The following is a 15,278-nucleotide window of genomic DNA, read 5'->3' on the forward strand; positions in this document are numbered from 1 at the left end:
GGTTTTTGCAATACTTTGCATAAAAAATGCAATATATTTAAACCCTTGTTTTTAGAATTGATTCTAGTTTATTAACAATTTGAAGTAGGCAATTTAGACTTTGTCACCTATGATCAAGACTGAATCCAGCGCGGATAAAAGGTAAAATAGAGATGGCTAAAAATACGAGTTCTCCAGGTCGACGTTTTATGAAACTTGCGGGAATGACTGCCAGTATCGCGACTAAAACAGTCTCAAGCTCGATTCGAAATTTAACCGCGGATGATGAACAAAAACTTGCGGCGAAAACCAAACTTTTTCAGGATATTGGCGTTCAAATTGCAGATACTTTGGGCGAAATGAAAGGCGCAGTCATGAAAGTTGGACAAATCGCCTCGCAATATAAGGATATTTTCCCGCCTGAAGTGGCCAATGCTATTGCCAAACTCCAACGACAAGCGCCTGCTGTACCTTTTAGCGCCATTCAGCAACAAGTCGAAAAAGAATTAGGGCAACCTTTACTGACCATCTTTCAATCTTTTGAACAAGCGCCTTTTGCCGCCGCCTCTATTGGTCAAGTACATCGTGCAGTTCTACCCAATGGACAAGAGGTTGTGGTTAAAGTGCAATATCCTGGTGTGGACGAAGCCTGTGAAAGTGACTTGAAGCAGGTTCGTTTGGCTTTACGCCTCATGGGTGTCATTAAAATTGATAAAAAATTGCAAGATCAATTGTTTGCTGAAATTCAGGACAGTCTTTCTGCTGAACTTAACTACGAAATTGAAGCACAAAACCTTGAAGTTTTTAAAACCTTCCATGAACAACTAGATGATAAAATCATTATTCCAACGGTATATAAAAACTATTCTTCACGACGTATTTTAACTTTAAGTCTGGAGCGTGGAGAGTCGATTGAAACCGCCAGTACATGGCCTATTGAGATTCGTAATGAAATTGGTCGTCGTCTAATACGCGCTTTAGGTCAGGAAATCTTTTATTTAAAACGCTTCCATTGTGATCCACATCCGGGAAATTTTGCATTTCGTGAAGATGGCAGTGTGATTATTTATGATTTTGGCGGTGTAAAAACTTTAAATATTGAAATTATTGAACATTTTAAACATTTGGTACAAGCAGCACGCCAACAAGATGTTGCAGCAATCGAAAATCATCTGGATGCTTTACATTCGCTTTCAGAGAAAGGTTTATTCCCTCAAACGCTTTATTTAGAATGGCTAGAAGTCCTGTTACGCCCTCTCACAACCCAATATGATTTTGCTCAGAATTCTGCGCATCATGATGGCGTTATTTTAGTGAAAAAATCCTTGAAATACTGGGATGTATTTAAGCCATCACCTGATACGCTCATGGTGAATCGAACCATTTCAGGACATTATTGGAATCTGATTCATTTAAAAGTCGATGATAATCTGAATGATTTATTTGAAGAACTTGTTCCTCACTAACTGAGAAAAACAGTCAGGATATTGACGATCCAGTTCCTTATTTGACTTATCAAATGAAATATTATAACATAACTAAAAATAACTCAATTGGAGGGTTTCCCATGCGTAACGGTATACATCCTGAATATCAACAAGTGCTTTTTCATGACACCAATGCAGATGCCTATTTTGTGATTGGTAGCACTATCCAAACCAAGCAAACACGTGAATATGAAGGTAAGACTTATCCCTATGTGACTTTGGATATTTCCAGTGCATCTCATCCGTTTTATACAGGTGAAGTCCGTCAAGCCAGTAATGAAGGTCGTGTCGCAAGCTTTAACAAACGTTTTTCACGTTTTAAGCGTTAATCTTGCCTTAAGTTTTTAGTTTTATACTGAATCCTATTCGAAGCCTAAGCAACTATCTCCTCCACTTAGGCTTCTTTTTTTGGCCAAAATTCGGCCTTGTGTATAAACATGAAGTTATCCACAGTTGTCCTTTCTCTTGTTGGTAAAAGCAATTCTAACTAAGTTTTCTTCAGCTTATTTGCTCAAATGAATGCTGAAACCCATAAATTCAATGCTATGCTTCGTGATACTTTTGACTTGTCATTGAATCACGGAAAATCATGGTACACGAACTCTTGCAACAGCTTCAAAATGGTGAAGCCAAATTTGCTGATGTTTTGGCGCATATCGAAGCACGTTTTGAACATCAACCAACAGCATTTAAAAACGGTCAACAACACAATGCTACCACTGAAAATCAAGGCAGCGCTAAGGTATTGTCATTTGCCAAAATTGAAGGTCTGGATCAAGCACAAACTTTAAATCTGTTTGCAGAACATTATGCTTCTGTGCTTGCAACACCAGAAGGTGCAGATCATCAAAACATTCGTCAGTTTATGCAACATGGCTGGGATGGTGTGACTTTTGAAGGTCAGGCACTCACTGCAAAATAAAATAATAAAGTCATAAAAAAACCCAGACATCCTGTCTGGGTTTTTTCGCATTTCCGTTTTAGGGTCAACTCCTGTCATCCCTCACGATCCTGATGATTGACTAATTGTTGTTGTTTTACGTCTTCGAACATCCTGTTCTGTATGAGTTCATCATAGGAAAATTGGATCGTGATGACTATGGGCAATTTTCCTGAATTGATGTAAGCCAGAACTTACATGCTATCTCGTTTAAGGTCATTTTTTGAGATCAATAGATGCGGGTATTGAAGAACTAAATATCTCTAGAATCTCATTATAAACTTTAATGTTTAGAATAAATTCAAGATTTTCATCGCATTCTATAATTTTGGCTATATATCTTGCTTCTATTTAGATTTCCTAAAATTTCACAACTCACCCACATCAATCAGTTTATTTCTAACCATGATTCAAGATGAATCCATCATTGACCTCGATCATTCCAAGCAAAAATCATGTTAAACAGTTTCGATCTGTTTTGCATGACGCACAATAGAATGTTCTTCATGCTGCTCAATCTGATGCCCAACTTGATGATAGCCACGATTAAAATAAACCAAACTTTGAGTCTGCTGACTTTGTTGAATCGCAACAATACGACACATCAAAATCGTATGTGTTCCAACGTCCTGAACCTGATCAATTTCACAATCAAAATTCACTAAAGCATTTTCTAAAACTGGCGCACCTGTTTCGAGTTCCGTCCAAAATCCGTGTTCAAATCTTTGTTCAGGACTCAATTTTGACGAAAATGCTTGAGAAATATGCTGATGATCTGCGCCTAATACATTCACCGTTAAAATTTTATTTTCTAAAAAGTGTGCATGGGAACTTGATGCTTGATTCATACAAACTAACAATGTCGGTGGCGTATCGGTCACACTGCATACCGCAGATGCAGTAAAGCCATAACGACCAGACGCGCCTGCTGTGGTTACCACACTGACCGCACTGCTTAATAAAGACATTGCATTTCGAAAGTCTGACGCTTCAATCATCATTTTATTCCTCACTCAGCTCAATCGTTTGATCACCCATAGCATCAAACGATTGAGCTTAGATCTGACTATACCGAGTATTACCCGTTTGCGAGTTCTTTTCGGATAATTTCTGCACCTGCGCTAAGTGCTTGTAACTTGCCTCGTGCCACATCACGAGAAAGTGGCGTCATACCACAGTTGGTCGATGGATACAGTTTATCTGCATCCACAAATTGCAGTGCCTTGCGCAAGGTATCTGCCACTTCTTCAGGCGTTTCAATGCTATTGGTGGCAACATCAATCGCGCCGACCATCACTTTTTTGCCACGAATTAACTCGATCAAATCCATCGGTACACGGGAGTTGTGACATTCCAGTGAGATAATATCAATCTTGGACTGTTGTAACTTAGGAAAAGCTTCTTCGTACTGTCGCCATTCTGAACCCAGTGTTTTTTTCCAATCGGTATTGGCTTTAATACCATAGCCATAACAAATATGCACAGCTGTTTCACACTTCAGACCTTCAAGTGCGCGCTCAAGCGTTGCCACACCCCAATCATTGACTTCATCAAAGAACACATTAAATGCAGGCTCATCAAACTGGATGATATCCACACCCGCTGCCTCTAATTCCAAAGCTTCCTGATTTAAAATTTTGGCGAATTCCCAAGCCAATTTTTCACGGCTTTTGTAATGCGCATCATACAACGTATCAATCATGGTCATTGGACCAGGTAATGCCCATTTAATCGGTTGAGTCGTTTGCTGACGTAAAAACTTGGCATCTTCCACAAAAACGGGGTTTTGACGCGATACTGCACCGACAACGGTCGGTACGCTGGCATCATAGCGGTTACGAATTCGAACCGTTTCACGTTTTTCAAAATCAACGCCATCCAGATGTTCAATGAATGTCGTGACAAAATGTTGGCGAGTTTGTTCACCATCACTCACGATATCAATACCCGCATGTAATTGCTCTTGCAGTGATACTAATAGCGCATCTCGTTTGCCTTGCGCCAGTTCATCACCTTGTAATTTCCACGGTGACCAGAGTTTTTCAGGTTCTGCAATCCAAGACGGTTTTGGTAGGCTACCCGCAGTTGAGGTTGGTAATAATCGTTTCATCTTCAATAATCTTCTATATTCAGTTACACAGCAGCGGTTTTATTCGAGTGACTTCTATCCAAACTTTTATCCGAATTATTTTTATCGGAGTAATTGGCAGCCCATCGTTCAAGAATATTCTGGTAAGGCTTAATAAAGTTTTCCTCAGTCCATTTACCTTGTTTTACTGCTAATTGACCACGTTCCACACGATCATAGACGATGCGTGTTAATGAATAATCTGGATATTCCAGACTTGCTTGATAGACTTGTGCCGCTGATGAATTTGCATTGTAAATTTCAGGGCGATAAATCTTTTGGAAAGTTTCCATGGTACTAATTGCACTAATCAACTCAAAATCAGTGTAATCACGCAGTAAATCACCTGCAAAATAGAAGGCTAAAGGTGCAACGCTCCCTTTTGGCATAAAGAAGCGAACCTGTAAGCCCATTTTATGGAAATACTCATCAGTCCGTGAGTATTGGTCTTGTTTGTATTCAACGCCTAAAATAGGATGTTCATTGCTCGTGCGATGATACTTTCTCGCGGTCGAAACACTCAGGCAAATCACAGGTTGTTGGTTAAACTCTGCCTTAAAGGTGTCAGAATTTACAAGATATTGATATAGCTTGCCATGTAAATCACCAAAGTTTTCAGGTGCATAGGATGTTGAGTTTTCTTTATTATGTTCTTTAAGCACCACGCTGAAATCGTAGTCACGAACGTATGATGAAAAGCTATTTCCAATCATTCCTTCAATACGTTGATTGGTTTTATGATCAATAATTGTACTTTTCAGCATTTCAATGATTGGGAAGGTTGTACCATTCCCTTCAATATCCAAATCGGCAGAAATAATATCGATTTCAAGTGAGTAACGATCACCATTGGGATTGTCTGATTGTGCCAAGGCATTGAAACGATTATTAATCATGCGGAGGGTATTGCGCAGATTCTGCTCACGGCTTTCACCACGTGCCAAATTGGCGAAATTAGTTGTAAGACGTGTACTATCTGCGGGTTGATAGTTTTCATCAAAACGAATACGTTTAATTGAACATGCGAACTCTTTACTCATGGCAAAATCTACTACCCTAAATTCTATAGAGTCATTTATACCTAAAGACAAACATGAATAAAAACGATTTTGTTTCATTAAAAGATGAGCCAAATTCATGTTTAGAAATTTAGCCCAATTGAAAATGGATAATGCGAGTCATGTCTTAGCAGAAGTTGGGATAATAAGGCAATCTAATAAAAACTGCCATCCCGCCTTTTCAGTAAAAATTAATTTTTCATTTTTATCAAAATCTTAGATACTATTTCAACGATTCACTTAAACTCTATCAAAGTTCGCTATTTGAGATAAAAACAGTAAACTCCTAGCTTTTCGACCTATGGTCGTTCTGCATACTGCGGTAAGTCATCACAAATCGTGTCCCACTCTGCTTTATGCGCGGCAAAAATATGCATACTCGGTTTTTGCTCAATTTTGGTATCTAAAGTTCCAATCCGCAAACGATAAAATTTAGGTGTATCCATTTTGATGCTCATGATGGGCGAACCACATTCGCTACAAAAACAACGCTGCGTGGTTGGGGTCGATTGATATTTTTTGAGTAGATGTTCGCCTTGCACAATTTTAAAATCATTCACATGCACAGGCGTATTGGTCGCATAAGCTGTACCATTGGCTTTACGGCAACGTTGGCAATGGCATTGAATAATATCACCCAAGCCATGACCTGAAATCTCATAACGAATGCCCTGACATAAACAGCTTCCCGTCAATAATGCAGCTTGTGGCATGAAGATACTCCGTGTAATTGTTGATTTTTCAAACAAATTAACAGGTTTTGAGGATAACAAAAATAGTGAATTTAAATTTAGTCAGAATTTAGTTGTGCATGAACACCTTGTGCTGCTGTTCGTCCTGTCGCCAGACAAGCGTTCAGTAAATACCCCCCTGTGGGTGCATCCCAATCCAGCATTTCACCACAAGCAAAAATATAAGGGGAATTCTTTAGCATCAGATGCTTATTTAATGCATCGAGTCGAATACCGCCTGCGCAGCTAATCGCTTCTTCAATTGGACGAAAACCCTGTATCTGCACGGCAATTTGTTTAATATGCTGCGCCATTTTGATCGCATCATTCCAGTCATTTTTACTGACGACATCACGAATCAAAGCAATTTTGGTTTTATCCAAGCCAATCTTTTGCCATAAGGTATTTAAAGACTGCTTTTTACCTTGCTGTAACTTTTGTAAAATTTGTTCTTGGCTCAGGTCTGGCAGTAAATCCAAATATAAAATTGCGGGACCTTGCGTCTGCATCGCTTCACGCAAATCGCGATTACAACGATAAACCAAGCCACCTTCTAGTCCATAATGGCTGATCACCATTTCGCCAAACTGAGGTACTTGACCAGCTACCCACGCCTGAATCCGCTTAAGCGGTTGTCCGAAAATGGGTTGCAAATATTCAGACCAATTGACCAACACACCGACATTACTGGCAATAAAAGGTTGAATAATCGATGCATCTAACCAGTTTTGCCATTTTCCATCACTTCCCAGTTGTGGCCATGATACTGCCCCACACGCCAGTACAATCGCATCAGCCGTAATGTGATTCTGCTGTTGCTGCACTAAATCCAGAACCATCAACTCCTGATCCTGCATAGCCAAGACTTGATGGCGGTAACGAAATTTTACGCCGCGATCTTGCAAACGCTTGAGCCATGCGCGTAATAATGGCGCGGCTTTCATCTCGTTTGGGAAAATCCGTCCTGAACTACCAATGTACGATTCAATCCCTAAACCTTTCATCCATGCCTGAATGTCTTGAGCATGAAAACCTTCAATCATCGGGCGCAACCAGTTGGCATGATCATAGCGTGATATAAAATGATCTAAATCTTCAGCGTGGCTGATATTAAGCCCTGTTTTTCCCGCCATTAAAAACTTACGTGCTGCCGATGGCTTTTGCTCGTAGATGGTAATGTCATAATCACCCAGTTCAGACAAAACTTCGGCACAGGCTAGTCCCGCAGGACCTGCACCGACAATTACAACCTGCTTACTCGGCATGGGTTTGCCCTTGCAATGGCAAAAATTCATCAAACCGAGTCTGATAGCTTTCAGGTTTACTGATGATGAGCTGTTGGCAAAGTTCAGTACGCTCTAGATATTTGATCTCAAAATGGGTACGTGCCGAATCAGACGCAATGCGTTGTTTAACGTAAGGCAAATGCCACAGGTGCAAAAGTTGCTGTTCCGCTTCATCAATATAATCTGGGATGTTACTCGCTAAAGTAATCGTACCTTGAGGTTTTAAACGTGACAGCAAAAACTCAAAAAACGGCATATTCAGCCAGCGCTGTGCAGGATTATGCGGTTCAGGATTAGGATACAAAATAAAAAAATGTTGTACTTGTTGCGGATAAAGCGCATGGACGATCCACGGTAAAGCATCCGCATGGACGGGGTATAAATTATCTCTAGGTTCCAATCCTTTTTGTTTCTGCATCGCCAAAAATTTTTCTTTGGTGCGCTCAATGGCAAACAATGTTTGTTCTGGATGTTCACCACTAAATAACAAGGCATGCTTGCCCTTACCCGCACCAATTTCAACACAAATGGGGGTGTTTTCAATGGAACTAAAATCACGCGGCGCCTGCATGCGCTGGGCTTGAAATTGACGAATCGAGATAATCACAGCAAACTATTCAAACTAGGTATTGAAATCAGGCTAAGTCTAACAAGTGATTTGAGCTTTGCCTAATATCTTGATGATGAATTTGAGGATTTTACTATGCCACGCACATTTCCCTGTCCCCGTTGTGGAGAACCCTCTGTCTGGGAAGGCAATGAGTTTCGTCCCTTTTGTTCAGAGCGTTGTAAACTGATTGATCTGGGCGCATGGGCCAATGAGGACTATAAATTACAGACTCAAGATGCTCCAACATCGGAAAATGGCAACCCTTATGATTACGATAGCTAAACTGCTATACTCGCCTCGATGGTCATCTTTCGTTGCAAAATTTACTCAAAATCGTGCAATTAGCAAACAAAATTAAACACACAGGACTTAAAGTACTCGTCAATAATATGGCTCTTCTCACAATAGGAGAATTTTGATGCTTTTGTTGAGATTACTTTTCACTGTTTTTGCTATTTGCTGTTTAATCTTCCTCGTTTTAGGTTTTATGGCTTCAGATGCCGTTTTATTTGTTATTGCCGTATTATTTGCAGTTGCAAGCGTTTTAATTGCACTGGAGGCCAAACAGCGTTTCCATAGCTTATTTCACTCTTGACGTCTGGGACAATGATTGCAAGTTCAATCATTGTCCTTTTATTATGTCTCTTTTAACCTGCTTTACCTGCAACAAAAGGATTAAATTGTTTTTCATAGCCAATGCTGCTCATCGGCCCATGTCCTGAAATAAACTGTGTATCATCGGGTAGACTAAAACATTCACGTTGAATCGAATCCAGTAGTTGTTGGTGATTGCCTTTCGGAAAATCAGTCCGCCCAATCGAGCCCTTAAATAACACATCCCCTGTCCATAATAATGCATGTTGTTGGTTATAAAACATCACATGGCCTGGTGTATGTCCAGGCGCAAATCGCACGTCAAACTGATGCTCACCTAATGTCAAGACTTCGCCGCCTTCAAGCCATTGATTTACATGTACAAGTTCAGGAATTGGAAATCCATAACGTTGAGACACTTCCTGAATCATATCTAGCCAAAATTGATCCTCTTTGTGCGGGCCAATTACAGGAATACTCCAGATTCTAGCTAACTCACCAACTGCCCCTGCATGATCAAGATGTCCATGGGTTAACCACAATGCTTTGACCTTTAAGCCAAGTGCTTCGACTTCTTGTCTTAGTTTGGCTGCATCTCCCCCTGCATCAATTAAAATTGCGTCTTTAGTTTCGCTGTCCCAGACAATAGAACAATTTTGAGCGAAAGCCGTTACAGGAACTATTTTAACTTGCAGCATAACAACCTCTGGCGAAACATCATGATGTTTTATTGAGCTAAGGTAATTTCAAGCGCATTTAAATGGGCTTGAACCAGTTGGCGGAGTAATTGTAGATGGGCATCTGAGTCGTTTAATGCAGGAATGTATTGATAAGACTCGCCGCCAGCATTCAAAAACAATTCTGCATTTTGAATCGCGAGTTCTTCTAAGGTTTCCAGACAATCCGCAGAAAAAGCAGGGCTCAAAATCTGTACAGCTTTCACACCTTGTTGCGCCCACTCTCCAAGCAATTGATCGGTATAAGGTTTAACCCATTCCTGTTTGCCAAAACGTGACTGAAAACTAATGGCCCATTGATTGTGTTTGAGCCCCAGTGCTTGGGCAACTAAACGCGCGGTTTCCCGACATTGATCTGCATAAGGATCACCTTTATCAGCATACGGCTGTGGAATTCCATGAAAAGACATTAATAATTTTTCTGCTGTCCCGTGCTGGTTCTGAAAATCCCGAATACTTTGCACTAGCGCCTGAATAAATAAAGGATGGCGATAATATTCTTTAACAATGCTTAAGCCCGGTAAATTACGTTGCTGCGGAATCCATTTGGCAAAAGCATCATAAAGTGGCGCGGTTGAGGTCGCAGAATATTGCGGAAATAAAGGCAATAATAAAATATGATCCTGAGGAGATTGCGCCAATTGTTGCAATAGTGAGGTGATTCCCGGTTGACCATAAGTCATGGCAGGAACCACCCTTAAATCAAACTGCGGATAAGCATCCGTAAGATCAGATTTTAAACGTTCAGTCTGCGCAAAAAGAATTTCTCGCATGGGCGAATCTTCACGCCAAACTGTTGCATACGCATGCGCCACGCGTTTAGGACGAAAAGGTAGCACAAAACAGCGTAGAATAATTTGCCAAAGCAGTACGGGAATTTCAATCACCCGTGAATCTGACAAAAACTGTTTTAAAAACTGCCTCACTGCTGGAACAGTGGCTGCATCAGGAGTTCCCAAATTGGCTAAAATAACAGTCACTTTTGGCTTAGATGCAGTAGACATTCTTTTTCCTGTTCAATGCGTACATGAAAATCTGTGGAGTACGCTTACTTTAACAGTTTTATGGCTTTTTCAAAATAAATGACTAATTTGTTTTTATTTGCGTCGTGCGTTGAGGTTCTGGCTGCTGAGTTTCTAGTAATTTCAAAGCTTTAGGTGTAAGCTGCCACAATAAACGCTGACGCTCGTCACGACCAGCGGGGACAATCCAGTCATTTTGACGCATCTGCATTTTAATATGATGCAATGCACGGATATTAATTTGTGAACGCGCAACTGCATGTGCTCGCGGTAAGACTAGCCTTGCATCTTCAAGTCCCGTTTCATTCAGATAATCATTAATCCTTTTAGAAAAATATTCCTCAGGTGTCGGGATTTTAAAGACCACACTTAAAATGGATAAAATCTGCAACCAAGTCAGCTTACGTTCAGGTTTGAGTTCCTGAAAATTACCATCCTGATAGGCATGAACACGGTATTCAAAAGAATAAATTTCATTGGTATACACTCTTGGCATTGCGACCAAAGGATCATTTTCACGCTTACCTTGCTCGGTTTCCAGACGAGTGACTTTAGCGCGTAAACTATCAATTTCATCTTGTAAAACTTGGGTATTTTGCGGTCTGACCCAACCCAATACAGGATAACGCTCCAACATTTGTGACATATTGAAACGCACCGCCAGCTCTAAGTCGCGCAAGCTGTGATAACAAAAAACCTGATCGACCTCTTGTTGAAGTTGTTTACGAAATTCATGAAATTTTTCTTTTAATTCTGGTTTGCTATCCTGCAACGCAGCGTCACGGCTTTCTGGCGCATCATGCATAAAGACAATGATCGGTTTTTGTTTGGTTACGGCATAAATATATTCAAGGTGTAGATAGCTCACCCCTGAAACTGATTGTTCCCCGTACTGACTACCAAGCAATAATACAACATAATCACAATCGTCAATTTGACGACGCGCAATGGAGGTACTCAGTGGTGTACGTTGCTCAAGCCCCCATGAAAAAAATCCCATTCCGATGAGTGTCTGTGCCAATACCATACGTTCTGGTTGCATCTCTGCACCAGAAGTTGAAATAAACACTTGATAACGCTTATCCAGCATGGTTATCCCCTAAAATTTAACATTCCTCACCACGTTCCGTGTGATGTACGAATATACAACCTCAAATTTAGATCTAAAATTTATGCAATCATCGCCATACTCTTCAATCATCAATATTGTGAATACGCCAAGTCATATGATCTTTAATCATATGTTTTAACACAAACTTTAACTCATCTGCATTATTTCCGCTGACAAAACACTCAATTTGTAGATGATTCTGACGAATTTCGTCAAATAATAACTCATTTTTAATCAAAATGCGGGCTGTTTGCCTCGCCACCGCCAAACCTGAGTCAATTAATGTCAGTTTCTGCCCAAAAAGATGGGTAATTGCTTCATTTAAAAACGGATAATGAGTACAGCCTAACACCAAAAAATCCGCATGCTGATCCACGACAGGCTGTAAACATTGTTGTAATACCGTTAAACAAGCGGGACTCATTTGTTCACCTGCTTCAACAAAGGGCACCAGTTCCAGACAAGTGACAGCTAAGACCTCTACCCCTGCTGGATGCGCGAAATTTTGAATCACATCCTTAATCAGTTGCCCACGAAATGTTGCAGGTGTTGCCAATACTGCAACGACTTTAGACTGAGTTTGTAGCACTGCCGGTTTGAGCGCAGGCACTAAGCCAACGATTGGAAAAGACGCTCCATAATGTTCGCGCAAATAATCCAGACTAAATGCTGAGGCTGTATTACACGCCACAACTGCCATTTTACAACCACGACGATATAACCATTCAATCGCCTGTGCGGTTAACTGTCGGATTTCCTGATCTGAGCGTGGTCCATAAGGAACATGTGCAGTATCGGCATAATAAATAATCTGTTCATTGGGTAAATGCTGAACGATTTCCTGTGCAATGGTTAATCCCCCCACACCAGAATCAAAAATACCAATCGGTGCATCTTTAGATGCTTGAAGTCTGGATTTTAATTCAGCATGAATAGGGTGTATTGCGGTCATTTCTTTGGATAAATCCATCGTGTCAGATTCAGAATTAAGCTTAAACCTCAACTGCTCAATTGCAAGAGCAAATCACCACTTTTTAACTCAAACACTGCTTCTCCATCAGAATTTTCAGTCAAAACACCCAACTCAATCAAATGATAAAAAGCGGCGCGCTGAATTAAGGCATTTAAACCAAAGCGCACATGTACATAAGGGCGTAATTCCTCTTCTCCTGCTTCACTTACATAACCACGCATAAAAATCGGATGTTCCTCATCCACGATCACAATATCTTGATTGGTGGTGGTTAATTGGATAAAAGATTTACATTCAATCTCGACCACATCGACTTGATTGACCAGCAAAGGTTCATCTTCAACCTCGATCTCAATTTGCTCAACGGGTGTCTTTAAATAATACTTTGCATCCTCTTTCCAAAGCACTTTAGAAAATAGATCTAAAAGCGCCTGCCGCTTGATCAATTGACCTTCGTGCCACCATTCTCCATTGGCTTTTATGATCAAATCCATTTTACCGCAATGCTTTGGATGCCATTGGTCAAGAGGTGGAATTGACCTTTTGTGACTTTGCTGTGCATCTTTTAGATATTGTGCGATACTCATTAAGTTTTTATCATCTAACGATGTTGACTGGTTTGTCTCTTGAGACGAATGATGATGATTTACCATGGTTTATGCCTTGCTGACGAGAAAATATAACGACTCAGCCAATTGGCTAGATCAGGGTTTGAAACTATACTAGCCGCAAACTATTTAAGACACGATTGTCTGTTTGTGTCTAGACATTAAAGAACACTCATGGCAGCACCGAAGCGCTGATGTGACGGTTGCCACCCTTAGCAATATGAGGAGTCCTACATGGAGCACATCGAACGCGAAGCGATGGAGTTTGACGTAGTGATCGTTGGTGCTGGACCTGCGGGTCTATCGTCTGCGATTAAAATTCGCCAACTTGCGATTGAACATAATTTACCCGATCTATCCGTCTGCGTCGTCGAAAAAGGCTCCGAAGTGGGCGCTCATATTTTGTCTGGTGCGGTCCTTGAGCCACGTGCCATCAATGAGCTATTTCCGAACTGGAAAGAAGAAGGTGCGCCTTTAAATGTCCCTGTGACTGAAGACAAAACCTACTTCCTGCTCTCTGATGAAAAATCTCAGGAAGCACCGCACTGGATGGTGCCAAAAACCATGCATAACGATGGCAATTATGTCATCTCGCTCGGCAACGTGGTGCGCTGGTTAGGTCAAAAAGCTGAAGAATTAGAAGTGTCTATTTTCCCGGGCTTTGCTGCTGCTGAAATTTTGTATCATGAAGATGGTACAGTCAAAGGCGTACAAACAGGCGACATGGGCATTGGTAAAGATGGTGAGCCGACGCATAATTTTGCGCCAGGTTACGAACTCCATGCCAAATACACTTTGTTTGCAGAAGGCTGTCGTGGTCATCTAGGTAAACGCTTGATCAGCAAATTTAATCTGGATAAAGATGTAGATCCGCAGCATTACGGTATCGGGATTAAAGAACTGTGGGAAATTGATCCAGCCAAACATAAAGAAGGTCTGGTCATGCACGGTTCAGGTTGGCCACTGACTGAAACTGGCTCTTCAGGTGGTTGGTGGTTATATCACGCTGAAAACAACCAAGTGACTTTGGGAATGATCGTGGATTTATCCTATGAAAATCCGCATATGTTCCCGTTCATGGAAATGCAGCGCTGGAAAACTCATCCTCTGATTAAGCAGTATTTAGAAGGTGGTAAACGCATTTCTTATGGCGCTCGTGCGGTTGTGAAAGGTGGCTTAAACTCTTTACCTAAACTCACCTTCCCGGGTGGCTGTCTGATTGGCGATGATGCTGGCTTCTTAAACTTTGCCAAAATCAAAGGCTCTCATACCGCCATGAAATCAGGCATGTTATGTGGTGAAGCAGTCTTTGAAGCGATTGCGCGTGGTGTAGAAAAAGGTGGTGATTTAGCCATTGCCCGTGTGCTTGAAGGTGAGGATTTCTTTGATAAAGAACTGACCGCCTATACGCAAAAGTTTGACAATAGCTGGCTCAAAGAAGAGTTACATCGTAGCCGTAACTTTGGCCCTGCAATGCATAAGTTTGGTTTGTGGATTGGTGGTGCGTTTAACTTTCTGGATCAAAATATCTTTAAAGTGCCGTTTACCTTACATGACTTACAACCAGACTACAGCGTATTAAAGACTCAGGATAAAGCCACCTTTAAACCGACTTATCCAAAACCAGATGGCAAATTGACTTTTGACCGTTTGTCTTCGGTATTTGTCTCGAATACAGTGCATGAAGAAAACCAGCCATCGCATTTGAAATTGACCGATCCAAGTATTCCAGTCGAAGTCAATTTACCGAAATGGGATGAACCTGCACAGCGTTACTGTCCAGCAGGGGTTTATGAGATTGTGGATGAAGGTGAAGGCAATAAGCGCTTCCAGATCAATGCAGCCAACTGTGTTCACTGTAAAACCTGTGATATTAAAGATCCATCACAGAACATTACTTGGGTAACACCTGAAGGTGGCGGTGGTCCGAATTATCCGAATATGTAATCTTTGGATAGTGCTTGCGAAGCTATAACGGCTTCTCATCCCCCGAACGATAAAACTTAATCTGTTT

The 15,278-nt window shown here is 41.0% G+C and carries 17 protein-coding genes; 6 read left to right on the forward strand and 11 right to left on the reverse strand.

Annotated elements, in window-relative coordinates; all coding sequences use genetic code 11:
- Positions 1-152: 152 nt before the first annotated feature.
- From EGS47_RS05395 to EGS47_RS05405, 3 genes are all read left to right on the forward strand, one after another.
- On the forward strand, positions 153-1,445 hold the full coding sequence (locus tag EGS47_RS05395; RefSeq protein WP_125269279.1) for an ABC1 kinase family protein: 1,293 nt from the start codon (positions 153-155) through the stop codon (positions 1,443-1,445).
- Between the two features lie 101 nt (positions 1,446-1,546).
- Positions 1,547-1,795, forward strand: a complete 249-nt coding sequence (locus EGS47_RS05400; RefSeq protein ID WP_005001286.1) for a type B 50S ribosomal protein L31 — start codon at positions 1,547-1,549, stop codon at positions 1,793-1,795.
- A 260-nt stretch (positions 1,796-2,055) separates the two neighbouring features.
- Positions 2,056-2,388 (forward strand): HopJ type III effector protein, encoded by a 333-nt coding sequence (locus EGS47_RS05405; RefSeq protein WP_125269280.1) that lies wholly within the window; start codon positions 2,056-2,058, stop codon positions 2,386-2,388.
- A gap of 476 nt (positions 2,389-2,864) precedes the next feature.
- Here EGS47_RS05405 and EGS47_RS05410 read toward each other — a convergent pair whose 3' ends face one another.
- From EGS47_RS05410 to EGS47_RS05435, 6 genes are all read right to left on the reverse strand, one after another.
- A complete protein-coding gene (locus tag EGS47_RS05410) occupies positions 2,865-3,404 on the reverse strand; it encodes a flavin reductase (RefSeq protein WP_125269867.1) in 540 nt (179 codons plus the stop codon).
- Between the two features lie 80 nt (positions 3,405-3,484).
- Complete coding sequence (locus EGS47_RS05415; RefSeq protein WP_125269281.1) at positions 3,485-4,516, reverse strand: methionine synthase; 1,032 nt, start codon at positions 4,514-4,516, stop codon at positions 3,485-3,487.
- Positions 4,517-4,539: 23 nt separating this feature from the next.
- Entirely contained in the window at positions 4,540-5,574 is a 1,035-nt protein-coding gene (locus EGS47_RS05420) for a DUF1852 domain-containing protein (protein WP_049174097.1), read from the reverse strand.
- Between the two features lie 317 nt (positions 5,575-5,891).
- Positions 5,892-6,305: a GFA family protein gene (locus tag EGS47_RS05425; protein WP_125269282.1), complete on the reverse strand. Its 414-nt coding sequence runs from the start codon at positions 6,303-6,305 to the stop codon at positions 5,892-5,894.
- Between the two features lie 77 nt (positions 6,306-6,382).
- Positions 6,383-7,588 carry a TIGR03862 family flavoprotein gene (locus EGS47_RS05430; RefSeq protein ID WP_125269283.1) on the reverse strand — a complete coding sequence of 402 codons (1,206 nt, stop codon included), beginning with the start codon at positions 7,586-7,588 and terminating at the stop codon, positions 6,383-6,385.
- Positions 7,578-8,216 carry an SAM-dependent methyltransferase gene (locus EGS47_RS05435; RefSeq protein ID WP_125269284.1) on the reverse strand — a complete coding sequence of 213 codons (639 nt, stop codon included), beginning with the start codon at positions 8,214-8,216 and terminating at the stop codon, positions 7,578-7,580. The genes EGS47_RS05430 and EGS47_RS05435 overlap by 11 nt, the downstream gene beginning before the upstream one ends.
- Before the next feature lie 96 nt (positions 8,217-8,312).
- On the opposite strand from EGS47_RS05435, the gene EGS47_RS05440 reads away from it, so the two are divergent.
- Together EGS47_RS05440 and EGS47_RS18365 are read left to right on the forward strand one after the other, a co-directional pair.
- On the forward strand, positions 8,313-8,501 hold the full coding sequence (locus tag EGS47_RS05440; protein ID WP_004991521.1) for a DNA gyrase inhibitor YacG: 189 nt from the start codon (positions 8,313-8,315) through the stop codon (positions 8,499-8,501).
- Between the two features lie 136 nt (positions 8,502-8,637).
- A complete protein-coding gene (locus tag EGS47_RS18365; protein WP_171455413.1) occupies positions 8,638-8,814 on the forward strand; it encodes a hypothetical protein in 177 nt (58 codons plus the stop codon).
- Between the two features lie 52 nt (positions 8,815-8,866).
- On the opposite strand, the gene EGS47_RS05445 is transcribed toward EGS47_RS18365, so the two are convergent.
- The 5 genes from EGS47_RS05445 to EGS47_RS05465 form a co-directional block, all read right to left on the reverse strand.
- The gene (locus tag EGS47_RS05445; RefSeq protein ID WP_125269285.1) at positions 8,867-9,511 is read right to left on the reverse strand and encodes an MBL fold metallo-hydrolase; all 645 of its coding nucleotides are present in this window, start codon (positions 9,509-9,511) and stop codon (positions 8,867-8,869) included.
- Between the two features lie 29 nt (positions 9,512-9,540).
- On the reverse strand, positions 9,541-10,554 hold the full coding sequence (gene hemH, locus EGS47_RS05450; protein WP_125269286.1) for a ferrochelatase: 1,014 nt from the start codon (positions 10,552-10,554) through the stop codon (positions 9,541-9,543).
- 82 nt (positions 10,555-10,636) lie between these two features.
- Positions 10,637-11,662 (reverse strand): DUF4062 domain-containing protein, encoded by a 1,026-nt coding sequence (locus EGS47_RS05455; protein WP_004994149.1) that lies wholly within the window; start codon positions 11,660-11,662, stop codon positions 10,637-10,639.
- 103 nt (positions 11,663-11,765) lie between these two features.
- On the reverse strand, positions 11,766-12,635 hold the full coding sequence (gene murI / locus EGS47_RS05460) for a glutamate racemase (RefSeq protein WP_034699118.1): 870 nt from the start codon (positions 12,633-12,635) through the stop codon (positions 11,766-11,768).
- Between the two features lie 47 nt (positions 12,636-12,682).
- Complete coding sequence (locus EGS47_RS05465; protein ID WP_125269287.1) at positions 12,683-13,309, reverse strand: DUF1285 domain-containing protein; 627 nt, start codon at positions 13,307-13,309, stop codon at positions 12,683-12,685.
- A 189-nt stretch (positions 13,310-13,498) separates the two neighbouring features.
- On the opposite strand from EGS47_RS05465, the gene EGS47_RS05470 reads away from it, so the two are divergent.
- A complete protein-coding gene (locus EGS47_RS05470; RefSeq protein WP_125269288.1) occupies positions 13,499-15,211 on the forward strand; it encodes an electron transfer flavoprotein-ubiquinone oxidoreductase in 1,713 nt (570 codons plus the stop codon).
- Positions 15,212-15,278 lie beyond the last annotated feature (67 nt).

The sequence above is a fragment of the Acinetobacter sp. FDAARGOS_515 genome, from assembly GCF_003938865.1.
In the GTDB taxonomy this organism is placed as follows: domain Bacteria; phylum Pseudomonadota; class Gammaproteobacteria; order Pseudomonadales; family Moraxellaceae; genus Acinetobacter; species Acinetobacter ursingii.